At 46.3% G+C, this 25,197-nt stretch carries 23 protein-coding genes; 9 read left to right on the forward strand and 14 right to left on the reverse strand.

The annotated features are described in order from the left end of the window. Positions 1-151: 151 nt before the first annotated feature. Both gyrB and ppk1 read left to right on the forward strand, forming a co-directional pair. Positions 152-2,107 carry a DNA topoisomerase (ATP-hydrolyzing) subunit B gene (gene gyrB / locus FEM55_RS13535; protein ID WP_138281908.1) on the forward strand — a complete coding sequence of 652 codons (1,956 nt, stop codon included), beginning with the start codon at positions 152-154 and terminating at the stop codon, positions 2,105-2,107. 167 nt (positions 2,108-2,274) lie between these two features. Beyond that, on the forward strand, positions 2,275-4,593 hold the full coding sequence (ppk1, locus tag FEM55_RS13540) for a polyphosphate kinase 1 (RefSeq protein ID WP_138281909.1): 2,319 nt from the start codon (positions 2,275-2,277) through the stop codon (positions 4,591-4,593). On the opposite strand, the gene FEM55_RS13545 is transcribed toward ppk1, so the two are convergent. The 3 genes from FEM55_RS13545 to FEM55_RS13555 form a co-directional block, all read right to left on the reverse strand. After that, the gene (locus FEM55_RS13545) at positions 4,594-7,068 is read right to left on the reverse strand and encodes a bifunctional UDP-N-acetylmuramoyl-tripeptide:D-alanyl-D-alanine ligase/alanine racemase (protein ID WP_138281910.1); all 2,475 of its coding nucleotides are present in this window, start codon (positions 7,066-7,068) and stop codon (positions 4,594-4,596) included. It lies immediately after the preceding gene. A gap of 102 nt (positions 7,069-7,170) precedes the next feature. Then, positions 7,171-8,301, reverse strand: coding sequence for a magnesium/cobalt transporter CorA (gene corA / locus FEM55_RS13550; protein ID WP_229209252.1), 1,131 nt, complete (start codon positions 8,299-8,301; stop codon positions 7,171-7,173). An 8-nt stretch (positions 8,302-8,309) separates the two neighbouring features. After that, positions 8,310-9,161: a universal stress protein gene (locus tag FEM55_RS13555; protein ID WP_138281911.1), complete on the reverse strand. Its 852-nt coding sequence runs from the start codon at positions 9,159-9,161 to the stop codon at positions 8,310-8,312. A 422-nt stretch (positions 9,162-9,583) separates the two neighbouring features. On the opposite strand from FEM55_RS13555, the gene FEM55_RS13560 reads away from it, so the two are divergent. Together FEM55_RS13560 and FEM55_RS13565 are read left to right on the forward strand one after the other, a co-directional pair. Further along, a complete protein-coding gene (locus FEM55_RS13560; protein ID WP_138281912.1) occupies positions 9,584-10,990 on the forward strand; it encodes a dicarboxylate/amino acid:cation symporter in 1,407 nt (468 codons plus the stop codon). An 18-nt stretch (positions 10,991-11,008) separates the two neighbouring features. Further along, positions 11,009-11,362 carry an ArsC family reductase gene (locus FEM55_RS13565; RefSeq protein WP_138281913.1) on the forward strand — a complete coding sequence of 118 codons (354 nt, stop codon included), beginning with the start codon at positions 11,009-11,011 and terminating at the stop codon, positions 11,360-11,362. A gap of 29 nt (positions 11,363-11,391) precedes the next feature. Here the strand turns inward: FEM55_RS13565 and FEM55_RS13570 are convergent, their stop codons facing one another. Next, positions 11,392-12,612: a THUMP-like domain-containing protein gene (locus FEM55_RS13570; protein WP_138281914.1), complete on the reverse strand. Its 1,221-nt coding sequence runs from the start codon at positions 12,610-12,612 to the stop codon at positions 11,392-11,394. A gap of 253 nt (positions 12,613-12,865) precedes the next feature. On the opposite strand from FEM55_RS13570, the gene acs reads away from it, so the two are divergent. Then, complete coding sequence (acs, locus tag FEM55_RS13575; RefSeq protein WP_138281915.1) at positions 12,866-14,755, forward strand: acetate--CoA ligase; 1,890 nt, start codon at positions 12,866-12,868, stop codon at positions 14,753-14,755. Positions 14,756-14,886: 131 nt separating this feature from the next. On the opposite strand, the gene FEM55_RS13580 is transcribed toward acs, so the two are convergent. The 7 genes from FEM55_RS13580 to FEM55_RS13610 are packed head-to-tail and all read right to left on the reverse strand — an operon-like array spanning position 14,887 to position 19,133. Continuing rightward, positions 14,887-15,042, reverse strand: coding sequence for a FeoB-associated Cys-rich membrane protein (locus tag FEM55_RS13580; protein ID WP_138281916.1), 156 nt, complete (start codon positions 15,040-15,042; stop codon positions 14,887-14,889). A gap of 17 nt (positions 15,043-15,059) precedes the next feature. Continuing rightward, the gene (locus FEM55_RS13585; RefSeq protein ID WP_138281917.1) at positions 15,060-15,596 is read right to left on the reverse strand and encodes a YfiT family bacillithiol transferase; all 537 of its coding nucleotides are present in this window, start codon (positions 15,594-15,596) and stop codon (positions 15,060-15,062) included. 35 nt (positions 15,597-15,631) lie between these two features. After that, positions 15,632-16,429 carry an inositol monophosphatase family protein gene (locus FEM55_RS13590; protein WP_138282564.1) on the reverse strand — a complete coding sequence of 266 codons (798 nt, stop codon included), beginning with the start codon at positions 16,427-16,429 and terminating at the stop codon, positions 15,632-15,634. Further along, a complete protein-coding gene (locus tag FEM55_RS13595) occupies positions 16,395-17,672 on the reverse strand; it encodes a lipoprotein N-acyltransferase Lnb domain-containing protein (RefSeq protein ID WP_138281918.1) in 1,278 nt (425 codons plus the stop codon). The genes FEM55_RS13590 and FEM55_RS13595 overlap by 35 nt, the downstream gene beginning before the upstream one ends. 18 nt (positions 17,673-17,690) lie before the next feature. After that, positions 17,691-18,392: a 16S rRNA (cytidine(1402)-2'-O)-methyltransferase gene (gene rsmI / locus FEM55_RS13600; RefSeq protein WP_138281919.1), complete on the reverse strand. Its 702-nt coding sequence runs from the start codon at positions 18,390-18,392 to the stop codon at positions 17,691-17,693. Positions 18,393-18,438: 46 nt separating this feature from the next. Next, entirely contained in the window at positions 18,439-18,681 is a 243-nt protein-coding gene (locus FEM55_RS13605) for a 4a-hydroxytetrahydrobiopterin dehydratase (protein WP_138281920.1), read from the reverse strand. A 17-nt stretch (positions 18,682-18,698) separates the two neighbouring features. Further along, positions 18,699-19,133 (reverse strand): hypothetical protein, encoded by a 435-nt coding sequence (locus tag FEM55_RS13610; protein WP_138281921.1) that lies wholly within the window; start codon positions 19,131-19,133, stop codon positions 18,699-18,701. Positions 19,134-19,381: 248 nt separating this feature from the next. On the opposite strand from FEM55_RS13610, the gene FEM55_RS13615 reads away from it, so the two are divergent. The 3 genes from FEM55_RS13615 to FEM55_RS13625 are packed head-to-tail and all read left to right on the forward strand — an operon-like array spanning position 19,382 to position 21,282. Next, positions 19,382-19,810, forward strand: a complete 429-nt coding sequence (locus tag FEM55_RS13615) for an OsmC family protein (RefSeq protein WP_138281922.1) — start codon at positions 19,382-19,384, stop codon at positions 19,808-19,810. A 32-nt stretch (positions 19,811-19,842) separates the two neighbouring features. Beyond that, complete coding sequence (locus FEM55_RS13620; protein WP_138281923.1) at positions 19,843-20,664, forward strand: thymidylate synthase; 822 nt, start codon at positions 19,843-19,845, stop codon at positions 20,662-20,664. Between the two features lie 9 nt (positions 20,665-20,673). Beyond that, complete coding sequence (locus tag FEM55_RS13625) at positions 20,674-21,282, forward strand: trimeric intracellular cation channel family protein (protein ID WP_138281924.1); 609 nt, start codon at positions 20,674-20,676, stop codon at positions 21,280-21,282. Positions 21,283-21,330: 48 nt separating this feature from the next. Here the strand turns inward: FEM55_RS13625 and FEM55_RS13630 are convergent, their stop codons facing one another. After that, positions 21,331-22,242, reverse strand: a complete 912-nt coding sequence (locus tag FEM55_RS13630) for a DUF2911 domain-containing protein (protein WP_138281925.1) — start codon at positions 22,240-22,242, stop codon at positions 21,331-21,333. Between the two features lie 72 nt (positions 22,243-22,314). Here FEM55_RS13630 and FEM55_RS13635 point away from each other — a divergent pair, with 72 nt between their 5' ends. Continuing rightward, positions 22,315-22,854, forward strand: a complete 540-nt coding sequence (locus tag FEM55_RS13635; protein ID WP_138281926.1) for an NUDIX hydrolase — start codon at positions 22,315-22,317, stop codon at positions 22,852-22,854. Here the strand turns inward: FEM55_RS13635 and FEM55_RS13640 are convergent. Continuing rightward, positions 22,841-24,505, reverse strand: coding sequence for a S8 family peptidase (locus FEM55_RS13640; RefSeq protein WP_138281927.1), 1,665 nt, complete (start codon positions 24,503-24,505; stop codon positions 22,841-22,843). The two genes, FEM55_RS13635 and FEM55_RS13640, sit on opposite strands and share 14 nt — an antisense overlap. Further along, positions 24,502-25,188, reverse strand: a complete 687-nt coding sequence (locus FEM55_RS13645; RefSeq protein WP_138281928.1) for a hypothetical protein — start codon at positions 25,186-25,188, stop codon at positions 24,502-24,504. Before FEM55_RS13645 ends, FEM55_RS13640 begins: the two co-directional genes overlap by 4 nt. Positions 25,189-25,197 lie beyond the last annotated feature (9 nt).

Genomic DNA, 25,197 nt, shown 5'->3' on the forward strand with positions numbered 1-25,197 from the left:
TGCTCCGTATTGGTTATTTAATATTTTTATTCTGTGCCGGAAGCGGTAACAAATCCGGCTGAAAACCTGGATTCCTGCCGGAAAATGCGTATCTTTACAAGCTTAAAAAGCCTGAAAATGGTTCTTTTTATCCAAGTGTAAAACAAACTATATGTCAAACGAAACAGTAATTGAAGTAAATAGTTATTCAGCCGAAAATATACAGGTTCTTGAAGGGTTGGAGGCCGTCCGCAAGCGTCCGGCCATGTATATTGGTGATACCGGTTTTAAAGGCGTTCACCACTTGATATGGGAAGTAGTTGACAATTCCATTGATGAGGCGATGGCAGGATACTGCGACACCATCAATGTTACGATAGAAAAAGATAACTCCATTACTGTTCAGGATAACGGCCGCGGTATTCCTACCGGAATGCACCCGAAAGAAAAGAAATCAGCACTGGAAGTGGTACTGACGGTGCTGCATGCCGGCGGTAAATTCGACAAAGATACTTACAAGGTTTCAGGAGGTTTGCACGGCGTGGGGGTTTCCTGCGTAAATGCACTTTCCATACATCTTCGTGCCGAAGTTCACCGCGAAGGAAAAATATTCGAGCAGGAATTCAGCGAAGGAAAGCCTTTGTACCCGACCCGCGTGATCGGTGAATCGGAGAAAACCGGAACCATGATTCACTTCCTGCCGGACGATACCATTTTTACGGTTACGGAGTTCAAGTACGAAACGGTGGCCACGCGTATGCGGGAACTGGCTTATCTGAACAAAGGAATCAGGATTACGCTGGAAGACAAGCGGGAAGAGGATGAAGAAGGCAAGTTCCGCGGAGAAGAATTTCATTCAACAGTCGGTCTCAACGAATTCGTTACTTACCTGGATGCTACCCGCCAGCCATTGATTCCGGAGCCGATCTACATGGAAAATGCCAAAGGTGTTATTCCGGTTGAAGTGGCAATGATGTACAATACTTCTTACAGTGAAAATGTGTTTTCCTATGTGAATAACATCAACACCATTGAAGGAGGAACGCACGTTTCCGGTTTCCGGGCTGCATTGACAAGAACGCTGAAAAACTACGCTGAGAAATCCGGCATTCTTGCAAAGGAAAAAGTAGAGATCAGCGGAGACGACTTTCGTGAAGGTCTGACAGCCGTCATTTCCATTAAAGTAGCCGAGCCGCAGTTTGAAGGACAAACCAAAACCAAACTCGGAAACTCCGAAGTGACAAGTGCGGTAAGCCAGGTAGTTGCCGAAATGCTGGATACTTACCTGAACGAACACCCGAAAGAAGCACGGATTATCATTGACAAGGTTATTCTGGCAGCCAAAGCACGTATCGCGGCTAAAAAAGCGCGTGAAATGGTGCAGCGCAAAAACGTTCTGACCGGCACGGGTTTGCCTGGCAAGTTGTCCGACTGCTCTGAAACGGATCCTAACATATGCGAATTGTATCTTGTGGAAGGGGATTCTGCGGGCGGAACTGCAAAGCAGGGCCGTAACCGCGCATTTCAGGCAATATTGCCATTGCGCGGTAAGATCCTGAACGTGGAAAAAGCGCAGGAATACCGCATTTACGAAAATGAGGAAATCAAGAACATGTTCACCGCCATGGGTGTGCAGATCGGAAAGGACGGCGACGAAAGGGCTTTGAATATTGACAAGCTGCGTTATCACAAGATTGTGATCATGACGGATGCGGATATTGACGGAAGCCACATCCGGACGCTGATTCTTACTTTCTTTTTCCGGTATATGAAAATCCTTATCGACAACGGTTATATCTACATTGCACAGCCGCCGTTGTACCTTGTGAAAAAAGGCCGTGAGGAAAGATATTGCTGGACTGAAGCACAGCGCGAAACGGCGGTTAAGGAAATAGGCGGAGGCCGTGAAGATTCCGTGAACGTACAGCGTTACAAGGGTTTGGGTGAAATGAATGCGGAACAGTTATGGGAAACAACCATGAACCCCGAGCGCAGAAGTCTTAAACAGGTTACCGTGGAATCAGCTGCCGAGGCAGACCATTTGTTCTCCATGCTGATGGGTGATGAAGTGGCGCCAAGACGCGATTTTATCGAGAAAAATGCAAAGTATGCACGTGTTGATGTATAGCAGTCGGTTTTAGTAAACAGGTGAAACGGATGGCTGTAATAATCAGTCATCCGTTTCTTTTTTCAGAGCATTGCAAGCAAAATCCGGATAAAAACAAAAACAATACACACGCGTATACGTTAAATTTCAGGTGCCATTAATCACAGAAACGTTAATTGAATCAAGATATGTTCGGCTCAGATTCCATATACAATAATGAAAAAGGTAACAAACTGACAAATTTGTTCTCTTTTCTCAAAAGTCCCAGGACGCAGGCTCCGCTGGAAGAAGTCAAAGCGGTTAATTCCTCCACGGAAAAAGCCAATACGCTTGTCCAGCAAAGTGATTTGATCAGTCGCGACCTGAGCTGGCTTAAATTCAATGACCGTGTTCTGGATCAGGCGACCAACGAAGAACGCAACCTTTTTGACAGACTTAAATTCCTCGCCATTACAGCTTCCAATCTGGACGAATTTTTTACTATTCGTGTCGGAAGTTTGTACAATTACCTTGATTTCGGAAAAGAGCGGCTTGATTATTCGGGCTTGCGCGAAATTCCCTTCAGGAAAGTGCTCATGCGCGAACTGCACGATTATGTACACAGGCAAAATGAGTGCTATAAAAATCAGTTATTGCCGTTGTTTGCACAGCATGGTTTCCGGATCATTGGTCTTGAGGAAACCGAGCCTGAAGAAAAAGCAGCCGTTGAAGAGTATTTTGAGCGCACCATTTATCCGATGCTCACGCCCATGCTGTTTGACTACACGCATGCATTTCCTATTCTGCTGGCAAAAGTACTGGTGCTGGGCGTGATGACGCAGGTCAAAGGCACGACTTCCGAAGAAGACCGCAAACTTTCGTTCGTACAGCTTCCGCCCAATCTTCCGAGATTTTATGTGATTGAACGCGAAGATGAACTGTTGCTGATTCCGGTCGAAACCATTGTACGGGCATATATCGACAAGCTTTACCGCAATGTGGATATTGTGTCCACCAACCTTTTCCGGATCATCCGGAACGGGGATTTTACACTGGAAGAAAGCGATGACATTGAAGCGGATTTCATTGATGAAATCAAGCAGAAGATCAAAAGCCGCCGTCTGGGCCGTGTAGTACAGGTTTCCATTGAGCCGGATATGAACCCGGATTTGCTGAATCTGATCAAGAAACGCTGGGAAATTGATGATTACAATGTTTTTCCAGTTGACGGTCTGATTGATTATACGGCATTATGGAGCATCATCAAGCATCCTGAGTTTAAAGACCAGATCCCGACCACGCATCCGCCGGTTCCGCCGCTCGGACTGGAACGCGAGCGTATTCCGGACATTTTTGAGGCCATGCGGGAAAGAGATATCCTGCTGCATCATCCTTACAATAACTTTGAGCCGGTTCTTCAGTTGCTCGAACAAGCCGCTGAAGATCCTAAAGTGCTGTCTATCAAGCTGACTATTTACAGGTTGGCCAAAAATTCGAGGGTGACGGAGGCTTTGCTTCATGCTGCAGAAAACGGCAAGCACGTTGCCGTTCTGTTTGAAGTAAAAGCCAGGTTTGATGAAGAAAACAATATCCGTGAAGCACAACGTCTGCAGAAAGCGGGATGCTTTGTCATTTACGGAATCGGTTTGCTGAAAACGCATACCAAACTTTTGCTCATTGTACGGAATGAAGGAAACCGTGTGCTGCGCTATGCGCATTTATCCAGCGGTAATTACAACGAAGACACGTCAAGGCTTTATACCGATACCGGACTGCTTACTTCCAATGAGGAATACACGCATGATATTTCGGAGTTTTTCAACGTCATCACCGGCCATTCCATCCCTTCCGAATACCAGAACCTGATCACAGCGCCGCGCTACATGCGCCACAAGCTGATTGAGCTGATCCAGAAAGAAGCGGAAAATGCAGCAGCCGGCCTGAAAAGCGGAATTTGCATTAAAATAAATTCGCTGGAAGACCGGGATACGATTCTGGAACTTTACAAAGCATCGTCGGCCGGCGTTCCTGTTAAGCTCATTGTGAGAGGCATGTGCTGCCTGCGCCCGCAAAGGGTTGGCCTGAGTGAAAATATTACAGTGCGTTCACTTGTCGGCGATTTTCTGGAACATTCACGGATATTTTATTTTCATCAGAACGGAAATCCGCTGGTTTATGGCGGAAGCGCGGATGCAATGGTCAGGAGTTTTGACAGACGAATTGAATCCTTGTTCAAGCTGGTCGATCCGCGTGTGAGGCAGGAAGCCATTCATATTCTCTATTACAGCCTCAAAGACAATGTGAATGCGTATGAAATGCAGGAAGACGGCACTTACAAGAAATGCGAAATAGAAGAAGGCAGCGAACCGCTGAACGTGCACAAGGCATTTTACTACGTCACGCTGGAAGAAGTAATGGCCACCAAGTTATTTGAAGATGAAACTGTCGCCAAAGCGGATTCGCCCGTAACGGAAATAGCCGAACCCGCCGATCAGGAAACCGAGGCACACAGCGATCAGAATGCTTGATTACTCTTTGTAAAATACCCGTTTGACACGATCTCCTATGCCCGTCAAGATTTCATAGGGGATCGTGCCAATGCGTTTTGCAAGTTCAGTAATCGGCACTTCTTTTCCGAAAACAATCACTTCATCGCCTTCATCCACGCTGGCGTTCGTTACGTCGATCATCGTCATATCCATACAAATATTTCCGACAGTCGGACATAAAGTTCCGTTTACGCAAATGTGCCCAACGCCATTGCCGAGTCGGCGGTCATAACCGTCGGCGTAGCCAATGGCCAGCGTTGCAATGGCAGCATCATGTTTCAGTTCTCCTTTGCGGCTGTAACCGACGGTTTCTCCTGCCGAAAGGTATTTGATCTGCGAAACAATTGTTTTCAGCGTCCCGACCGGCAAAAGTGCATGCTGTTCCTGTCCGGTTGCCTCTACGCCGTAAAGCCCGATCCCAAGCCGCACCATATCCAGTTTGTAATCCGGAAAGCGTACAATGCCTGCAGAATTAAGAATATGCTTGATGGTCTTATAGCCCAGTGCTGCCTCGATGCGCAGCGCACCTTCCATAAAAAGTTCAAACTGCTTTCTGGAAAATTCGTTATGAACGCCTTCGTCCGCGCCGACCAGATGCGAAAATACCGAAGCAACTTTGATAGCCGGGTTCTGTTTCAGCTGTTCGGACAGCCATTCATAATCGTCTTTGACAAATCCCAGCCGGTGCATACCCGTGTCCAGTTTCAGGTGAACAGCAGGAATTTCAGCCTGTGCGCCGTTTTTGTTGACGTAAGCAATCCAGTCTGCAAGCATGCGCCGGCTGTAAATTTCCGGTTCCAGTTTGTATTGCAAAAGCAAATCGAAAGCAGGCATTGTTGCATTCATGACCATAATGGGCAGCGTAATGCCGTTCTGCCGCAATGAAACGCCTTCGTCCGCATAAGCGACTCCCAGATAATCCAGACGATGATATTGCAGCAAGGCAGCCACTTCCGAGCTTCCGCTTCCGTAAGCAAAGGCTTTCACCATTGCCATTACCTTGGTTTCCTGACCGATTTTGGACTTGTAGTAATTCAGGTTATGGGAAAGCGAATCCAGATTGATTTCCAGTACGGTTCCATGCGCTTTTTGCTGCAGTCGGTGGACAATTCTTTCAAATGAAAAAGGCCGGGCGCCTTTCACAAGCACCATGCTGTCTGAAAGGGTGTCAAACGGAAAATCACGCAGGAATGAATCCGTATCTTTATAAAAATCTTTTTGTGGAACGTCAAAAAGTGCGGACTGGCTGCATATTTCCTTTCCGATGCCGATCAGATGACTGACCGATTTTTCTTTTAACAGCTTCGCAACCGTTCCGTAAAGTTCGCCCGGTGTTTGCCCGGTTTGCAGCACATCCGAAAGAATAACCGTTTTCTTCTGCCGCTGTTCCTGTTGTGAAAGAAAGTTGAGCGCCATCAGAAGACCCTGAATGTCATTGTTGTATGTATCGTCGATTAAATAACTGTGGTTGATTCCCTCTTTCAGTTCAAGCCGCATGGAAACGGGCTTGAGAAGCTGAATTCTTTCCTGAATCACGGGTGCGGAAATTCCAAAATCTAGCATGAAAATGATGCAGTGCGTCAGGTTTTCCAGCGAAGCATCATCTCTGAACGCGGTTTCAAACCGCAGTTCGCCAAACAATCCGGAAAAAGAAATGACTGTTCCCGTATTTTCCGGTTTGCATATCACGCTGATGTCAGCGCCGGAATCTGGTTTTCCCCAACTTATGGTTTGCAGAAATGAATTGACAGGCCGTAGAATCAGACTGATTTCTTCATCAATGGCCGTATAATCCTTACGGTAAATGAGTTTTCTGACTTTGGTAAAAAGGCGGAGCTTTTCCGTAATTTTCTGCTTGCGGCTTTTGAAACCGTCATCATGCGCAGAACCGATATTGGTGAAAATCCCGATGGTAGGAAGCATAACCGGCTGAAGATACTCCATTTCGTGCACCTGGGAAATGCCGGCTTCAAAAATGGCCAGTTCATGTTCATTTCCCATATTCCAAACAGACAATGGAACGCCGATCTGCGAATTATAGCTTTTCGGGCTTGAGACGATTCTTTTACCCGGCGATAGCAACTGCACAAGCCATTCCTTTACTATCGTTTTGCCGTTGCTGCCGGCAATTCCCACAACCGGTATATGGAAATTTCTTCTTTTATCCGCCACCAGTTTTTGCAAGGCGCGTATGCTCGACGGTACAACCCAGATGCTGGCATCGCTCCATTTTTCAGTTTCTTTCCGGAGCGGTTCTGTAAAGGCATTTTCTTCCACCACAAATTCCCTTACGCCGCTTGCGTACAAATAGGGGAGAAACTGATGGCCGTCGTGCCGGTTTCCTCTGATTGCAAAAAAGATGCTTTGTTCCGGAAAAGAAATCTGGCGGCTGTCTGTGAGTATGTAAGCAGCACTTGTTGTAATCGTCTGGGCGTTGTATCCGATACTATTCATTCCAATGATTTTTCACTGCAAAGGTATCAAACCCCGGAATTCATTACAGTTTTGCAAACAGAAATAACGCAAATGTGTACGTTGCAATCGAAACAAATGTTTTCAAAACCATTTTTTAGATCTGAAATAGAAAATAAGCGCAACGGTCACAACCGCCATCAAACCCCAGACATAAAAGTAACCGTAACGCATTTTCAGCTCGGGCATGTATTCGAAATTCATTCCGTAAACACCCACAATAAACGTAAGCGGCATGAATACGGCCGAGAAAATCGTCAGTGTTTTCATGACCGAGTTCATTTTGTTGCTGATTGTGGACAAATGAACGTCCGCAAGGCTGGCTACCAGTTCACGATAGGAGTCAATCGTGTCCAAAACCTGCATCGTATGGTCGTATAAATCTCTGTAATAAGGAATTACATCTTTGCCAATTTGCGGATTGTCTTCTCTCATCAGCTGGCTGATCATATCGCGCAGTGGCCATATCTGCCGTCTGACCGTTGTTAGTTCACGTTTCAGCGAATACAGATCGGTCAAAGACATATTTTCAGTTCCCCGGATGACCTGATCTTCGGCCTGATCCAGATTATCGCCGAGTTTTTCAAGCACAATGAAATAATTGTCCACGATAATATCCATCAAGGCAAACAGCAGATAATCAGGACCATTACGGCGTGTTTTCCCGACGGACGCTTCCAGCCTTTTCAGTACGGGCGTGAAAATATCGCTGGTGAGTTCTTCCTGAAAAGAAATCAGATAATGATCCGTCAGTACAAAGCTTACATGCTCCGAAGAAATGCAGATCGGCGATTCGGTTTCCACATGCAGCATTTTCAGCGTCAGGAACAAATGGCCGGTATCATACATTTCCAGCTTGGGCTTATGCTCCGTGTTCACCACGTCTTCCAGCAACAGCGGGTGCAGCTTGTACAGTTTTCCCAGTTTTTCGATGAGGGAAATTTCATGAATGCCATCCACGTCCAGCCAGTTTACCTGTTTTTCCGGGCCGTTTGCCGGCAGGCATTCCTGCAGTGACTTTACCGGCTGGTCACTGAATTTCGTTTCGTTATACTGGATTTTCCTTATTTTGGTTTTTAAGGCAACTTCCGGACCGATGTACGTAAGCGTGCCGGGAGAAGTAAGCAGATTGTGCTTTCTGTAACGTTTGCGTTTACGGATCGCCTGTTTTTCGACTTCCTCATTTACCTGACTGCCTTCTTCTGGATTATTCACCGGTATGCTTACTTAAGATGGAAAACAAGTAACGGAACATGCGTGTCAACGATCAGCTTTCTTGTAACGCTCGGATTGATCAGATATTCTTCCAGAAAAGAACGTTCCCTAGCGGACATGATCAGCAGATCGGCGCCGACCTCGTCGCAATATTCCTCGATGCCATCCAGCACATGCCTTGAACTTCTGACCACGATGTTGTTGTCGGTAACACCGAATTCCGCCTTTATTTCATCTATATACTGATTATCGGGCTGAATGTTCGGCTGGTTATCCGAATTGATTTTCAGCAGTGTCAGGCTGCTGCCCAAATGATTCAGCAATACAAATACTTCTTTCAGAATATCACTTTCATTGTATTCAAACTGCGTGGCATATACAACCTTGCTGAATTTGTCCGGATTGGTCTGAGGCGGAATGATCAGAACCGGGCAAGTGGAATGCAATGCAATGTGCGTGGCCGAGCTTCCGACGAGTTTGTCCAGAAACCCGCCTGTTCCGGTTCTTCCGATCACGGCCATATCGGGCTGATATTCCCTGATTGCGTTTTCAACAGACGACTGCACACTTCCGATTTCCCAGATTGCACGCGCCTTATAACCTTCTGCTGTCAGATTGGCGGCATAATCTTCCAGTTTTTTGCGGAATTCATTTTCCAGTTCATCCGTAAGCGTAAGAAAGTCTGCGCCGCCTACACCGGGAAGTACGTTGCCCGGCGTTACACTTACATCGGCGATATAAGGTTCATAGGCATGCATGATAAGGAGTTCGGTGCTTCCTTTTTCCGCTATAATTCTGGCCGCAGCAAGGGCACGCTCGGCATTTTCAGAAAAGTCGATCGGAATCAGTATTTTGTTCATTTTTGTTCCGTGATTTGAAATGGGAAATGTACTTTTCGAACATATCAAATTTACAGACTCAAACCAAAGATTCGAGCCATGTTTTCTGACAAACATGCCGTAAAGTGGAAAGCCCGCGTACAAATTTCATTTCGGAAAGTTGGAAAGAATGCGTAAGCTGAGGAACAGGTTCTGAAAAAAGGATTGTTTTACCGGACTCAAAATTTCAGTATTTTTATCCGGCAAACCTGAAATTGAAATTTTTCAAAACCGAAATTTATTTTATAAATAAGCATTTGTTTAGTACAATCATAAAACCTGATTGTTCAAAGCCTACAATTTATTTCGAAAATCAGCCAAACAGCATTAAACTTCATAGTTGGTCTTAAACTGATTTTTTATAAGTTTACCATCACAAACGATTTCCCTATTTAAATTCCCATATGAAGCGCAAGATTACCCTTATTAATATTGCACTGATTACCATTGCAGCAATAGCAACCGTATTAAGTGCTTACAACATCGTTCCTTTATCCGCAAACGTCCTGATTATTCTGCGCTGGCTTGCCCTGGCCGGACTGATCTATTACGCCATCCTTAAAAAAAACCTGACTACTTCCATTCTGATTTCCATGCTTGTGGGAACGGAAATCGGCTATGATTTTCCGGCAATGGGAACCGGGCTGCATTTTCTGAGACAGATATTTCTGCAAATGATCAAAACGGTGATTGCACCGCTGCTTTTTGCCACGCTCGTAACCGGGATCGCAGGTCATTCCGATCTGAAGCAGGTCGGCAGAATGGGCTGGAAATCGCTTTTGTACTTTGAAGTCGTTACTACTTTTGCCTTGCTGATCGGGCTGTTTTTTGCCAACTGGTTCAAGCCTGGTGTAGGCATTATTCCGCCTGCAACGCTGAATGCCACTTTACCGAAGGTTAATGAGCAGACCTGGCAGGATATCATAGTTCATTCGTTTCCGGAAAACATCGCCAAATCCATTTACCACGGAGAAGTGCTGCAGATTGTTGTTTTCAGCGTACTTTTCGGAATAAGCCTTGCCTTGCTGCCGACAGTCAAAAAGGAAAAATTTGTACACGGCGTGGAGCTTTTGGCGGAAGTCATGTTTAAGCTGACCAAAATCATCATGCTTTTTGCGCCGATCGGCGTAGGCGCGGCCATTGCGGAAACGGTCGGACACATGGGCATTGACGTACTGAAAAACCTTGCGCTGTTGCTGGCGACACTCTATTGCGCGCTGATTGTATTTATACTGATCGTTTTTGTACCCGTTGCGTTGATCGCAAAAATTCCTGTCCTGAAATTTGCCAAAGCCATCGTGGAGCCGGTTTCCATTGCATTTTCCACGACAAGTTCCGAGGCGGCTCTGCCCAAGGCCATGGAAAAGATGGAGAAATTCGGTGTTCCGCGTCAGATTGTTTCGTTTGTCATGCCGACGGGTTACAGCTTCAATCTGGACGGATCCACGCTTTACCTGGCACTCGCAACCGTTTTCGTAGCACAAGCTACCGGAACGGAAATGTCACTGGGGCAGCAATTTACAATGGTCCTTTTGCTAATGCTCACGAGTAAAGGCGTTGCCGGAATTCCGCGCGCCACGCTGGTTATTCTTTTAGGTGCGATTGCAAATTTCGGTATGCCCGAATGGCCGGTTCTGCTCATTATGGGAATTGACGAACTGATGGATATGGCCCGGACTTCTGTCAATGTTACCGGAAACTGCCTTGCAACGGCGGTCATTGCGCGCTGGGAAGGAGAGTTGGATGATCAGAAAATGCATAGCTCCGATCTCTTGCTGGATGAGCCGGTTGTGTCGGAAACAGAAGCGTAAATTCAATTGAATAACTTTATGTTCACCGTATACGGAATTCCCAATTGCAACACGGTCAAAAAGGCGAGAACCTGGCTGGATACGCATCAGATTGCCTACGCTTTCCACGATTATAAAAAGAAAGGAATCACGCCCGAAAAGCTGAAAAGCTGGTTTGACAGTTACTCGTGGGAAAAACTCGTCAACAAGTCCGGAACCACATGGAAAGCGCTTCCGGATGAAGAAAAAAGTTTGGTAAAAGATGAAGACTCGGCTGTGCAGCTGATGATTTCCAAAACCTCCGTTATCAAAAGGCCGCTTGTGGAAGATGCCAGCGGCAAGCCCGTTGCACTCGGGTTTTCAGAAAAGGAATTTGAAGAGCTATTTCTCTAAGTTCCTTTCCAGATTTTTTCAAAAGTATTTTAAGGCTTTGTGGTTACAATAACCACTTTGGCATTATCCGTTAGCGTTGTAGCAAAAAGGTAAAAATCACCGCCTTCTTTCAGTTTCCATTTTTTGCGGAGCTCTTCTGTTTTGCCTGGAAAATTCCGGATCGTCAGGTTGGCTTTGCCGCTTTGTATGTATCCGGAAATTTCCCGCATATCCGGCTTGCATACGGCCACGATTTTAAAAGGTCTTCCGGGAAAATCAGGAATGTAGTTTTCAGAAGTATATAACTGGCTGTTGACGGCCAGTTTCCTTGTATCGAATTCTGCGCACAAAGTCCTGAATGCGCCTGCTTTCAGAACGGCCGGATGCGGTTCATACAAATACCTCAGCGGATTGGAATAGGAAACAGGTGCGTTACGTTCGGATTCACGGTCAAAATCAAGTTGATGAAGAACTTCTCCGGCTGCATTGATAATGCGTGTTTTAATCGTAAAATTTTCAGTTTTACAGTCTTTTTTAAGGACAAAAAGCAATTCCTTGCATTCCTGTTCGTAGCCGATTACATGCACTTCTGCCAGATTTTCAAGTTCCCTTGAAGCCAGATCAATATCTAGCAGCGGCGAAGTTTTTAACAGAATATTAGGTGCATTTTCAAACAGAACCGGCAGACTGGCTGTGATATCCGGCGTGCAGTCGGAAAGCAGTACTACTTTTTCCCGGTTTGTATTCCGTCTTGCCGGGTCGGCATAAATCCAGTCCGAAGGCACTTTTTTATTTTCAATTGCCTGAATAGAATCGGCGTTATGGACAGTTATATTGTTGCAGCCCAGTTGTTTAAAATTGTATTCCGCCGTTTTTGCAACTTCTTCCTGCTGCTCAAAATAAAGTGCGTGATCAAATTTCCTGCTCATATAAAAACAATCGACGCCCATGCCGCCGGTTACATCCATAAGCTGCTTTCCGGAAACCAGACTTGCCTTGTAACGCGCCGTTGCTTCCGAAGAACATTGCTCGACAGAAAGCGCAGGCGGAAAAATCAGTCTTTCATTTGCCGACCATTCAGGAAGTTTCTTGACGGCTTTTTGTCTGGATAAAATCTGTGCAGCGAGTTTCTTTACATCCAGCTCTTTAAACTGCCCGGCACGCAAAATCAGCTGACCCGGATTTTCCTTAAGATTCGTCTGGATGAAACCGATTTCGGTTTCGGAAAATCCGGCTTCCTGCCGGTCTGTTTGGCTGTTCGGCTTATTCATGAAAAAACATTTCTGCGGTTTACAAATCCGAAAGTACATCTTTTTGCATGCGGGTCACAAAAAACGGATCGTGAAAATCCAACTGGAAGATTGACAGCGGAATAAAATCCGGTAAACACACCTCAGGCTGATTCTTGCATGCAGGTTGTCCGGAAAGCGCAACATTCTGTATTGCATTAAGTAGGACTAACCAGATGAAAATTATAAATTGTCAGCCATTATCCTTTATCCCTAAGTTTAACCTTTATTTATCATGAGAATCAAGACCTTTGAAGCGTATCAGATTGCCTACAGACAAAGTGTAGAAGATCCCGAAGGTTTTTGGGCGGAAGTAGCCCAACAATTCCAGTGGCGCAAGCCCTGGAAAAAAGTATTAAGCTGGAATTTCAATGAGGCAAATGTAAAGTGGTTTGAAGGCGGCGTATTGAATATAACTGAAAATGCACTCGACAGGCATTTGGCACAAATAGGTAATCAGCCTGCCATTATTTGGGAGCCCAATGATCCGGAAGACAAAGCGGTTTCCATTTCCTACAATGTGCTGCACGACCGCGTTTGCCGGTTTGCCAATGTGCTCAAAAAACATGGCGTAAAAAAAGGCGACCGGGTTTGTATATACCTTCCGATGGTCCCTGAACTGACTGTTGCCGTATTGGCCTGCGCAAGGATCGGAGCCATACACTCGGTTGTATTCGGCGGGTTTTCTGCCAAATCCATTGCGGACCGTATCAATGATGCCGAATGCAATATGGTCATTACTTCGGACGGCGCATACCGCGGTTCCAAGGTCATTCCGATGAAAGAAACCGTGGATGCAGCTTTGGATCAATGCCGTTCTGTAAAGCATGTCATCGTCATGACGCGTACCCGCACGCCGGTTTCCATGCTGAAAGGCCGCGATCTGTGGTGGGAAGAAGAAGTTAAACACGTGGATTCGGTATGCGCAGCCGAGCCGATGGACGCAGAAGATCCGTTATTTATTTTATATACATCGGGCTCGACCGGAAAGCCGAAGGGCGTTGTGCATACCTGCGGTGGTTATATGGTTTATGCGGCTTATACCTTTGCCAACGTATTTCAGTACGAGCCGGAAGAGGTTTATTTCTGTACGGCGGACATTGGCTGGATCACAGGCCACAGTTATATCGTGTACGGCCCGCTTTGCACCGGAGCAACTTCGCTTATTTTTGAAGGCGTGCCCACTTACCCCGACGCCAGCCGTTTGTGGCAGATCGTTGAAAAGCATCAGGTCAATATTTTATATACGGCTCCGACTGCCATCCGTTCGCTGATGAGTTTCGGGCTGGATTATGTAAAAGGCCATGACCTTTCCTCGCTGAAAAAGCTGGGTTCGGTAGGAGAGCCTATCAATGAAGAAGCATGGCACTGGTTTAAAACCAACATCGGTTCCGACAACTGCCCGCTTGCCGATACTTGGTGGCAAACGGAAACCGGCGGCATCATGATTTCACCGCTCGCCGGCATTACGCATGAAAAACCGACTTTTGCCACGTTGCCTTTGCCCGGAATTCAGCCTGTTATTGTGGATGAAAACGGAAAGGAAATTGAAGGAAACGGCGTAAGCGGCAATCTGTGCATGAAATTTCCGTGGCCGGGCATCATCCGGACTACTTACGGCGATCATGAACGCTGCAAGCAAACCTATTTCTCTACGTATCCGGGCATGTATTTTACCGGCGACGGCTGCCTGCGTGACGAAGACGGCTACTACCGAATCACAGGCCGCGTAGACGATGTACTGAATGTTTCCGGGCACAGAATCGGGACGGCGGAAGTAGAAAACGCGATTAACATGCACCTTGGCGTTGTGGAATCGGCCGTTGTGGGTTATACACATGATATCAAAGGCCAGGGCATTTACGCGTATGTCATTGCGGAAAGCGAGCCGGAAGATGCCGAAATGTTCAGAAAAGACATTGCCGCAACGGTTTCCCGGATTATCGGGCCGATTGCAAAACCGGATAAAGTCCAGTTTGTAACGGGTTTGCCGAAAACGCGTTCCGGAAAAATCATGCGACGGATTTTAAGGAAAATATCAGAAGGCGATATGGGCAATTTGGGCGATATTTCTACTTTGCTCGATCCGGCAGTTGTGGAAGATATCAAAAGAGGCGCTTTATAAAAAATCCGGCTTAGGTTTTTGAATATACAGCTTTAAAACAGAAAACCGCTTTACACAGGTGTAAAGCGGTTTTCTGTTTTGTTATAATATGTTTTAAAAATATCTCAAATCCTGCATTTCCTTAAAATCAATCATGCTTTTGCAGAAGCATTCTTGTCGGCAGCGCAACCGCATCCTTTGGCACAGCCGCCACTGTTTCTGCTGTCAAATGCTTTCCACAAGCGCCAGCCCATGTAGCCGGCAGCTGCAAGAAAAAGAATGAGAATAATGATCTGTTGCGTTACCATATCCTGCAAACAACCGCTTACTGCCAATTGTTCCTGACTGCCAGCTGAAAAGCATGCTGATAATGATGTTCGCTGTGCCAAGCATAATTGGCAATAACCTCGTCCATCCTGAAAACACGTCCTGTCGCCGGATGCGTATAAGTTCTGGCCAATTCCGCTTCCTGCATGGAGTTCAAGAGCAGAACCCATCTTAAATGAACATAGCGCATGAGCTGAAGAGACAATTCAACCTGTGCTGCTTTTCCGTCCGGCAATTCGGCCCACGCAGCTTCATCATACGGTTTGATTACCGGATTATCTTCCGTCAGCGCCAGCCTGCATCTGGTGTAGGCATTGATATGGCTGTCAGCAACATGATGGATTAATTGCCGGATCGTCCAGCCGTCCGGACGGTAAGGCGTATTGTATTTTTCATCATCCCAGCCACCGAGCAAATTGATAAAGCGCGAAGGCAAAGCACTGATGATCTGAATGTTGGATTTAACTTCGGCCAGCGAATAACTGTCCTTAAATCTGAATTCTCCGATTGGGTAACGAAGCTGTTCGAGGTCCATTAGTATTCGAAATAAATGAAAACGTAAAAGTATGATCAGTTGAAATTACTCCGGATTACATCCACAAGTTCCTGATGCGGAGCACGTGAAGCTGCAACAATGTCACCACCAAAAAGGTAATTGTCGCTTCCTTTGAAATCGGTCACTTTTCCGCCCGCTTCCTTGATCAGTAAAACGCCCGCGGCCATATCCCAGGAATTCAGATTGTATTCATAGAAACCATCAAAACGGCCGGCTGCCACATAGGCAAGGTCTACGGCTGCTGCACCCATGCGGCGGATGCCGTGTGTTTTCTGCATCAGCAGTTCCAGAATGTACATATAGCGTTTCTGCTTGTCGAATCGGGCATATGGAAAACCGGTTGCGATCAGGCTTTCCTGCAGAAGCGGAACGTTGCTCACACTGATTTTTTTTCCGTTGCACCACGCGCCGCCGCCCTGCCAGGCATAAAACATTTCATCCAGACTGGGTTCATGAATCACGCCTACAAGCAGTTCTTTTCCTTTGGCCAGTCCAACACTGACGCAGTAAACCGGAATGCCGTGAATGAAATTGGTAGTGCCGTCCAGCGGATCTATAATCCAGTTCAGTGCCGACGGGTCCGGTTCCTGGCCTGTAGTTCCTTCTTCTGTAATGTAACTTGCTTCCGGCAACAACTGGCTAAGCCCTGCAACAAGCAGTTTTTCAGCTTCCTTGTCAACGTAGGAAACCAGATTGTTCAGATCTTTATATTCAATTTTATCGCGTGAAAACTGTGCAGCTTCCCGCTGAATAAAGGAAGAAGCCTGCCTTACGATTTCAATAGTTTGTTGTGTCAGCTTTTCCAGATCCATTGTCATGTTGTCCATTAGGGATTTTAGAAAGTGTATTATTCATGTAATAAACCCTGATGATGAGCGTCAGCAGAATGGGTATCAGTACAAGGTTGTGCTTCATCAGATTGCCCGTAGCGCAAAGTAAAAGAAATCCGTAGAATATCAATAAATACTGGAACCACGATGGTTTTCTGTTTTCTGAGATAAAGAAAATAAGCGGCATCCATAAAGGAAATGCCCACAGAATGTCATAATTGTAAGCCGTGACGCCGTGATTGGTCCCGAACCATAACAGTAAAATCAGCCAGCCCGTCAATCCGGCGATGGAAAACAGGATTTTGTCCAATGTGAAATTGACTTTCTGTCTTCTGATCTGCCAGTATGTAAAGGCAAGTACAAAAATGGCCAGGCTCCAGAACACAACCATGGGCGTAAAACGGTGATTGCGGCTCATCGGGTTGGCCCGGTTCAGTTCTTTTGTGGAAGCCACAAGCGGCAGAATTCCGCACGGTGTAATCATGCGTGCCTTTGAAAAGGCCTTGCTGAGGTTGTCCGGCAAAAAAGTAGCCTGTTCCGGATCGGCAATTTCATCCGACGGCGTTCCGATTGCAAGGTCCATCCCGAAATCCGCCCATGGATTCTGTAAATAGGCATAACGGTCGATCCATTGCCGGAAACTCAGTTTTTCCTGTTTGTACCCTTCATATTCCAGGCTGTCACCGCATGCCGCTTTCAGTGCAACAGCCAGCCTTGTGGCGCAGTTATCGTAAAAGAACTTGTACTGATATTCCCTGTTCTGAGGTAAATGATTGTTTTCCAGAAAGTTGTAAAGCTTTTGTTTCTGGCTGGTCGAAAGGTTCAGGACCTGTTCTTTGATGGACCGGTTTTCAGCACGCCAGTAGGCGGATTGCGGGGCAAGCGGCGCAACCGAAATCGTATAAGGCAAAGTACCTCTTAGAAATTTGACGTAGAAATTTCCGGTTTCAAAGCTGAAAGAACCGTAACTGTAAGCATTGTCAAGTTTCAGAACCGGATCATAAATCCAGATGACGCTATGTCCGAAACCCGAATACAGTTCCCGTCCCGGCCCGACTGTAATCAGGCTTACTTTTGCTTCCTGGCTCAATGTACCGAACTGCGCAAAGGCAAGCGGATGCTGGATCAGCGAAATAGCAATAAACAGAATAAGGTTTCTGATGACCTGGTACTTTTTAAAAAATGTGTTTTTATCGGATAAAATGCGTTCCGGGTGTCGGTTCATATCAGTCATTCAGGATATTTAATCCTCGTATTTTTCAGATTTCTTTTTTTCCTCTGCTTTTCCAGCCAGCACGATCACAATTTCGCCTTTCACCGTTTTTTCGGAAAAATAAGCAATTACTTCCTCTAAAGTGCCGCGGACATTTTCTTCATATATTTTTGTCAGTTCCCTGGAAACACTTACTTGCCTTTCTTTTCCGAAATATTCTGCAAACTGCTGCAGTGCCTTTACAAGTCTGTGCGGCGATTCGTAAAAAACCATCGTTCTTTCTTCCTGTACAAGATTTTGGAGACGGGTCTGCCGGCCTTTCTTATGCGGCAGAAAACCTTCGAAAGTGAAGCGGTCGGAGGGGAGTCCGGAATTGACGAGTGCGGGGACAAAGGCCGTCGGACCCGGAAGGCATTCAACGGTTACGCCCTGTTTTATACATTCGCGTACCAGCAGAAAACCGGGGTCGGAAACGGCGGGCGTGCCTGCGTCGGAAATGAGCGCCATGGTTTCACCTTTCAGGATACGCTCGGTTACGCGCATGACGGTTTGGTGCTCATTGTGAATATGATAGCTGTGCATCGGTTTGGAAATGCCAAGATGTTTCAGCAAGGTGCCGGATGTACGGGTATCTTCGGCCAGTACAACATCAACACTTTTCAGAACATGGACAGCGCGAAGCGTAATATCTTCAAGATTGCCGATCGGTGTGGGAACAATGTAAAGTTTCATCTATATTCTGACCGGCATATATTGATCCGTCAGCCGCGCGGTTATTTTATTCAAATTTTTTAAAGGTTTCGTCGATTGCAGCAGCAAGGTTTCTGTCTTTTTCTGTAACAACGTTTCCTGCATCGTGTGTATTCAGTTCAAAGCTGACTTTATTATAGGAATTGGTCCAGAACGGATGGTGGTCCATTTCATCGGCAATGAAAGCCACTTCGGTCATGAACCGGAAAGCTTCCCTGAAATTCCTGAAAGTGAAACTTTTTTTCAGTATGTTATCTTCTTCTTTCCACATTTTGCCGGAATTGTTTCCTACTGGATTTTTTTTACACGGTATTCCATGAATTTATCAGGGCCGTTGCCGTTCACACATTTAATTGTTTCAATCAGATAAAGCTGCGTTCCCTTGAAGCTTCCGGTTCCTGTCAGCGACGTGGCGCCGCATTCATCTTCGCCAATACCGCGGTCATACACAAAGTCAAAGCCGGTCATGTCAATCTGCGTCGTGTAATTGTACGGCGTAATTTCTTCCAGCTTCATTTTGTTATCTGAAATCCAGTTGAGCTTAAGGGAAACTTCGGAAGAATCCTCGGTTGATTTATTAAAAACCTTGTAACCTTTATACATTCCGGACAAATCCTTCTGGGTTAAAGGTTTTTCGGCCTCAACAGGCGTTGATTCAGATTCGCTTTGACAGTTGGAAAACAGAATGGCTGAAATCAGAATGCTCGAATATAGTCTGAACATATTTATAGAACGTTGATCTTTTGATAAAACGAATATACAAGGATTATACTTGTTTTTAAATTATTCCGTCAAATAGCCGAATCACGTTTGATGAAGTATATTTGAACTTTGATACAGCTCAAATCCTTATTAAAACAGAATCGGCTAAAAACAGGCATTAAATCAGTACAGGAACGGTTAGATGACAATAACGGGTTAACGATCTTGTCATTAACAAAACCTCCATTACAATAACCGAAGTAGAAATTATGAAAATAGAACTTGTTCGTGTGGATGACGCCTTTCATTTTGAAGGAAGCGGCTCATCGGAAATCAAAGTACATACCGATGCATCGTCGGATATAGGCGGAAGCAACCTCGGCGTGCGGCCCATGGAATTGTTGCTGATGGGGCTTGCCAGCTGCAGTGCCATTGACGTGGTTCTGATCCTTAAAAAACAACGTCAGGACATTACAGATTTCCGTATCTCGGCCGAAGGAGACCGCGTGCAGGAAGAAGACACGCAACGAAAGCCGTTCCGGAAAATTCATTTGATTTACCAGTTTGCAGGAAATGATCTGGATCAGAACAAGATCAGCCGCGCGGTGGCCTTGTCGATGGAAAAGTATTGTTCAGCCACTGCACAGCTGGAAGCGCTTGCCACGATCACGTACGATATCGAAATTGTAACTGCTTAACCGATTTAATTCAAGCGCTTTTTATCAATAAAATGCAGCAATACCACGATTTATTACGCCATATACTGGATAACGGCGTCCGTAAGACTGACAGAACCGGGACCGGTACGATCAGCGTTTTCGGTTATCAGATGCGCTTCAACCTGAAAGACGGTTTCCCTTTGGTCACGACGAAGAAAGTTCATACCAAATCGATCATTTATGAACTGCTGTGGTTTTTGCGCGGCGATACCAACATAGCTTACCTGAAAGAACACGGCGTTTCCATCTGGGACGAATGGGCAGACGAAAACGGAGACTTGGGCCCGGTTTACGGAAAGCAATGGCGCAGCTGGGAAGGCGCAAACGGCAAAACCGTAGACCAGCTTCAGGAAATTCTCAAACAGCTGAAAAGTACGCCGGATTCCCGCCGCATTATGGTTTCGGCCTGGAACCCTTCTGAACTGTCGGAAATGAAGCTGCAGCCTTGCCATGCATTGTTTCAGTTTTACGTGGCACCGCCGGATGAAGCCGCAGGCGAAACCAGAGGCAAACTTTCCTGCCAGCTTTATCAGCGCAGCGCGGATGTTTTTCTGGGCGTTCCGTTCAACATTGCGAGCTATGCGCTGCTTACGATGATGATTGCGCAGGAATGTGATCTGGATCTTGGAGATTTTATCTGGACCGGCGGCGATACGCACATTTATCTGAATCACCTAGAACAAGTTGAACTGCAACTGAGCCGTACGCCGCGTGCATTGCCTGTTATGGCCATCAATCCAGACGTGAAAAGTGTGTTTGATTTCAAGTTTGAAGATTTCGAACTTCAGAATTACAATCCATGGCCGGGCATTAAAGCCCCCGTTGCAGTCTAGAAAGTCAGCATGGGCATTCAGTATATTCTGGAAATAACAGGAACCTTTGCATTTGCCATTTCAGGTGCGCTGGCGGTTAAGGACCAGAAGCATCAGGATTGGTTTGGTGCCAGTTTTACGGCTTTTATTTCTTCCATCGGCGGCGGAACGCTGCGCGATATTCTGCTGGGCAGTTATCCGCTGGTCTGGATCAGCGATATTACGATCATATATGCCATTATTGCCGGCATTCTGGTCACTTCGGTATTTTACAAATTTGTGCTGAGGTTAAGAAAAACCATGTTTCTTTTTGATACGTTCGGCATTGCACTTTTTACCATTATCGGAACAGAAAAGGCGCTGAATCTTGGTGTGAAGCCGGAAATTGCCGTGATTATGGGTGTTTTTACTGCCACTATGGGGGGCGTGCTCCGCGATGTCATGACCAACGAAATCCCCATTATCTATCGAAAGGAAGTGTATGCTACGGCTTGCTTTACAGGCGCCTGCAGTTATTTGCTGCTGAACAAGCTCGGTGCGGAACGTAACACGGCATTCATTGCGGCATCACTTGTGATTATCATTCTCCGGATTCTGGCCGTGCGGTATCACTGGAGTGTTCCGAAATTTTTCAGATAATAACGGCAGGGCTGGAAAAGCCTGCCGTTATTCATTGCTCTTTATCAACTACTTTTTCTTCTTTTTTACCTTTGCCGCGGAAGCGACTGCTTTTGTAGAAGCGGCTTTTGTCTGCATTTCGGCAATGCCTTTTTCAATCTGGCCTTTGTAGAAACTGAATGAGCCTTCGCCTGAAGTGCTGCCTGTAGCCAGGGCTTTCTGCGCAACCGGAAGCGCTTCATTAACCTTTCCAAGTTTGTTCAAAATCTGCGCTTTCAGCCATAAGTTGGAAAAGGATTCCTTCAATCCGATGGCTTTGTCGGCCAGTGAAAGCGCGACCTGCAGGTCTTTCCCTTTTGACAGCATATAGCCGGCTGCGCTTTGTAAAGTAGCTACGTCTTCCGGCTTTTCGGCAACGGCCTTGTTCAGTGCTGTCATCGTCAGGCTTTCTGTACTTACCGAAAGCGGAACCGGAATGTGGACCGATGACCATGCAAGATCCATGACGGCGCTGCTGTCGGAAAGCGGTGAAATGTCAATTTTGAACGATTCTGTAAATTCACCTGAAGTCGGGTAAACCATGATGCGGGCTGCATCTTCCGTTTCTTTATAATCGTTGGTTCCCGGCTGATTGTAGTTTTTATTCAGAATGACCGTCCATGCTGCGCCGGAAGGAATGGAGAAAAGCGCATATTTTCCGGCAGGTACTTTTTTGTCGCCGAAAGAAAATTCCGTGCTCGATTCGAAAATGGTGGCCATATTGGCTCCGGTGCGCCAAAGCTGGTTATACGGTGCCAGTTCGGAGCTGTCTGCAAAAACCTTTCGTCCTTTCAGGCTTGGCTTTGAATATTTTATGCTAAAATCCGTAACGCCGATCGTCTGCATCACGCCGGCTGCGGGACTTGGCTGCGGTGTGCGCTGTGACATGGAACTGGTTGCAAGCAAAGCGGTAAAGCAAACAGATAACAGATACTTTTTCATTTCTGACAAATGGTTTATTCCTGATGTATTAAACTTGCGGTGAAATTAGAATGAAATAATTACATAGCCTACATGAAGCGAAACAGTTTATTATCCCTGCTCGGCGCGTATGAACCGGAAAACGGAAATGAAAATAATATGTACCGGGAAATGCTGGATTTTGTCAGGAACAATCCCGAATGCTTTGAACGAACGCTGCTTACGGGGCATGTAACGGCTTCCGGCTGGGTACTTTCTGCTGATAGGAGTTCAGTTTTGATGCTGCATCACCGCAAGCTGGACCGCTGGTTTCAGCCCGGTGGCCATTGTGACGGCGATCCGGATGTGGAAGCGGTTGCACGCAAGGAAATCAGTGAAGAAACTGGCATAGAACAGCTTGCATTATACAAAAAAGGGATTTTTGATGTAGACATTCATCTGATCCCGGAAAGGAACAATTTGCCTGCGCATAATCATTATGACGTACGCTTCCTGTTCAGGGCAGAGCCCGGGCAATCCATTGTTCTGAACGATGAATCCATGGACGTCCGCTGGGTTCCGGTGGCAGATATTGAAAAACTCAATAACTCGGAATCCATCATGCGGATGTTCAGGAAAACTATTGCTTTATAAATTTCAAGGCCCTTTCCTGATTATTGACGCGGATTCTGAGAAAATAAAGTCCGGAAGATAAATGTGCCGTGGAAATGACCTGGCTTGCTGCAAGCTGCGATTCCATGTTTCCCAAAGATGCGCCGTTCACGCCGTAAAGTGCAAGATTTGCTTTTTTTCCAACCAAAGCAGCGGGAATCGTTAATACCAGTTCTTTTTGTGCCGGGTTGGGCGCAATGACAATTTGACGGATCGTTTCACTTTCAGTGCCCAGCGGTTTGAAATTGCTGTCGATATATTCCACTGCTTTGACCAGATCGGGAACACCGTAGCCCAGCAGATTGTCCGGTGCGGTAGCCTGGTGCCCGGACATTTTCACCACCTTGATAATTTCCTGCGCAGTAAGCTGCGGATAAGCCTGCCAAAGAATGGCGCATAATCCTGCAATCTGCGGCGAAGCAAGCGAAGTTCCGTTCAAACCCGAAACATTCCCGGCTGTGTTACCGGCAACGGCCTGCAGCCCGACCGCCGCCACATCCGGCTTCTGCTGGCCGGCCGCATTCGGCCCGACAGAACTCAACGGTGCATAGCTGCGCTCGTAATTGGTTGCACCCACAGTCAGAACGGAATCCACATCTGCAGGTGCCGCTATATAATGCCATGCATTGTCACCTTCGTTGCCGGCGGCGCATACAACCAGCATTCCTGTACGCGTAGCAAATCGTGCTGCCCGGCTGATAATGGTTGTTTTCCCATCCATATCGGCATAGGTGTAATTGTATTCAGGCCTGTTGAATTCATTGTCGAAATAGGAGTAGCCCAGCGAAGTATTGATCACATCCGCACCGATGCTATCGGCACGTTCGGCGGCCATCAGCCATGTAATTTCTTCGTACGGTGATTCAATGTAGTCGTTTTCAGACCGGTACAAGGCATAACTTGCCTTAAAGGCAGCTCCGATCATGGTGCCGGGAAGGTAAGCGGCCATTGTTGACAATACGTTCAGGCCATGCGAGCCGTCATTGTAAACGTTGCTTTCGCGCGCCATGAAATCATACGTGTCAACAATCCGGTTTTCATCGCGGAGCGGTTTTAAAAAGCCGACTTTATCGCCGCTGTTGAATCCGTTGTCCATCACAGCAATGAGCATATTTTCGCCATGATACCCTTTCTGGTGATGTTGCGCTACTTGCATGAGCGCAAGCTGGGCATTCATGCTTCCGTAGTCCAGATCCTCTTCAGTTTCCAGTTTTCGGCTTCCGGCATGGATGCGTTCGACACCTTCGGATTTTGAATTTAGATTAGCAACGGGAAGATTAAGTTCGATTCCTTTGTAAAAAGGAAGTTTTTTAATCGCTTCCAGTTGTGCGACGGAAGCTTCAACAACGGAACCGTTAAACCAGCGCGAGGAAAATACAATGGCGGCACCCGTTTGTTTTACAGCCGTTACGTACGCCGGGTTTACGGGGAAATCGCGTGTTGTCAATGCAATATTCTGCCGTGTTCTCCGCATAATGGCACGTTCGGACAGAAAATCGGAAGGTTTGTCTGTTGAAAAAGGAGAATTTATCTTGTCCTTGTACAGGACGAGATACCGTGGGTTGCTTTGTGCAAAACTGTGAAATGAAATCAGTGAAAATGTAACAAATGCAGCAAGTAAAGTTCTGATCATTGCTTTCCGGATTTTCTGATGCTAGTGATTTTTTTCCAGCCCGAACTGACAATCCCTTTTCCAAGACAATCGCCATCATAACAATAGCGCAGGTAAATTTGCTCGCGGCATATCAGACCAACGCCCGCAGCATACGTTTCGGTATACTTGCTTCTGGACAAAAGTGTGGAATCGTTTTGCCGGATCACCGTAACTGTATTGGGGAAAAACAAAGAACCGGTTTGATAATGCTTTTTTACTTGGCTTTCTTCAAACATGCATTTGCCGGAAGTATTGTATTCGTTGCCGTTCCATTGCAAACCTTCTGCAGCCGGAAGGATCATCTTTACAACAGTACGGCCGTTTTCTTGTGCAAAAACTTTATTTGCCGAATGCCATGAAACTGTTACAGAGTCCGTTTGCCACGATTGATCTGTATTCAGCGTTGCATATTGTTGAGGGAAAACCGAATTGCCTTCAGAATCTGTAAACGGAGTCTGGGTAAGCTGCCGGATCACATGCTTTGTGATTTTATCGGGCTGGCCGGAAACATAGGTTGTTTTTTCAACATTGAATTCCGAAAAGTTTCCGGCTTCCAGCGGAGCATAGCCGGGTTCTTTCAGCTGTTCCGGCTTGTGTGGGCCGGAACAGGAAATGATAAAAAATGATAAAACAAGAAGCGAAAAGGCGTAATGTTTCAGCATACCTGAAAG

The sequence above is a fragment of the Dyadobacter sediminis genome (genome assembly GCF_005860765.1).
GTDB classification, from domain to species: domain Bacteria; phylum Bacteroidota; class Bacteroidia; order Cytophagales; family Spirosomataceae; genus Dyadobacter; species Dyadobacter sediminis.

What these genes read in the sequence shown, in the direction of transcription:
- gyrB (WP_138281908.1), top strand. Translation starts at nt 152, where the DNA reads ATGTCAAACGAAACAGTAATTGAAGTAAATAGTTATTCAGCCGAAAAT.
- ppk1 (WP_138281909.1), top strand. Translation starts at nt 2,275, where the DNA reads ATGTTCGGCTCAGATTCCATATACAATAATGAAAAAGGTAACAAACTG.
- FEM55_RS13545 (WP_138281910.1), bottom strand. Translation starts at nt 7,068, where the DNA reads ATGAATAGTATCGGATACAACGCCCAGACGATTACAACAAGTGCTGCT.
- FEM55_RS13555 (WP_138281911.1), bottom strand. Translation starts at nt 9,161, where the DNA reads ATGAACAAAATACTGATTCCGATCGACTTTTCTGAAAATGCCGAGCGT.
- FEM55_RS13560 (WP_138281912.1), top strand. Translation starts at nt 9,584, where the DNA reads ATGAAGCGCAAGATTACCCTTATTAATATTGCACTGATTACCATTGCA.
- FEM55_RS13565 (WP_138281913.1), top strand. Translation starts at nt 11,009, where the DNA reads ATGTTCACCGTATACGGAATTCCCAATTGCAACACGGTCAAAAAGGCG.
- FEM55_RS13570 (WP_138281914.1), bottom strand. Translation starts at nt 12,612, where the DNA reads ATGAATAAGCCGAACAGCCAAACAGACCGGCAGGAAGCCGGATTTTCC.
- acs (WP_138281915.1), top strand. Translation starts at nt 12,866, where the DNA reads ATGAGAATCAAGACCTTTGAAGCGTATCAGATTGCCTACAGACAAAGT.
- FEM55_RS13580 (WP_138281916.1), bottom strand. Translation starts at nt 15,042, where the DNA reads ATGGTAACGCAACAGATCATTATTCTCATTCTTTTTCTTGCAGCTGCC.
- FEM55_RS13585 (WP_138281917.1), bottom strand. Translation starts at nt 15,596, where the DNA reads ATGGACCTCGAACAGCTTCGTTACCCAATCGGAGAATTCAGATTTAAG.
- FEM55_RS13590 (WP_138282564.1), bottom strand. Translation starts at nt 16,429, where the DNA reads ATGGATCTGGAAAAGCTGACACAACAAACTATTGAAATCGTAAGGCAG.
- FEM55_RS13595 (WP_138281918.1), bottom strand. Translation starts at nt 17,672, where the DNA reads ATGAACCGACACCCGGAACGCATTTTATCCGATAAAAACACATTTTTT.
- rsmI (WP_138281919.1), bottom strand. Translation starts at nt 18,392, where the DNA reads ATGAAACTTTACATTGTTCCCACACCGATCGGCAATCTTGAAGATATT.
- FEM55_RS13605 (WP_138281920.1), bottom strand. Translation starts at nt 18,681, where the DNA reads ATGTGGAAAGAAGAAGATAACATACTGAAAAAAAGTTTCACTTTCAGG.
- FEM55_RS13610 (WP_138281921.1), bottom strand. Translation starts at nt 19,133, where the DNA reads ATGTTCAGACTATATTCGAGCATTCTGATTTCAGCCATTCTGTTTTCC.
- FEM55_RS13615 (WP_138281922.1), top strand. Translation starts at nt 19,382, where the DNA reads ATGAAAATAGAACTTGTTCGTGTGGATGACGCCTTTCATTTTGAAGGA.
- FEM55_RS13620 (WP_138281923.1), top strand. Translation starts at nt 19,843, where the DNA reads ATGCAGCAATACCACGATTTATTACGCCATATACTGGATAACGGCGTC.
- FEM55_RS13625 (WP_138281924.1), top strand. Translation starts at nt 20,674, where the DNA reads ATGGGCATTCAGTATATTCTGGAAATAACAGGAACCTTTGCATTTGCC.
- FEM55_RS13630 (WP_138281925.1), bottom strand. Translation starts at nt 22,242, where the DNA reads ATGAAAAAGTATCTGTTATCTGTTTGCTTTACCGCTTTGCTTGCAACC.
- FEM55_RS13635 (WP_138281926.1), top strand. Translation starts at nt 22,315, where the DNA reads ATGAAGCGAAACAGTTTATTATCCCTGCTCGGCGCGTATGAACCGGAA.
- FEM55_RS13640 (WP_138281927.1), bottom strand. Translation starts at nt 24,505, where the DNA reads ATGATCAGAACTTTACTTGCTGCATTTGTTACATTTTCACTGATTTCA.
- FEM55_RS13645 (WP_138281928.1), bottom strand. Translation starts at nt 25,188, where the DNA reads ATGCTGAAACATTACGCCTTTTCGCTTCTTGTTTTATCATTTTTTATC.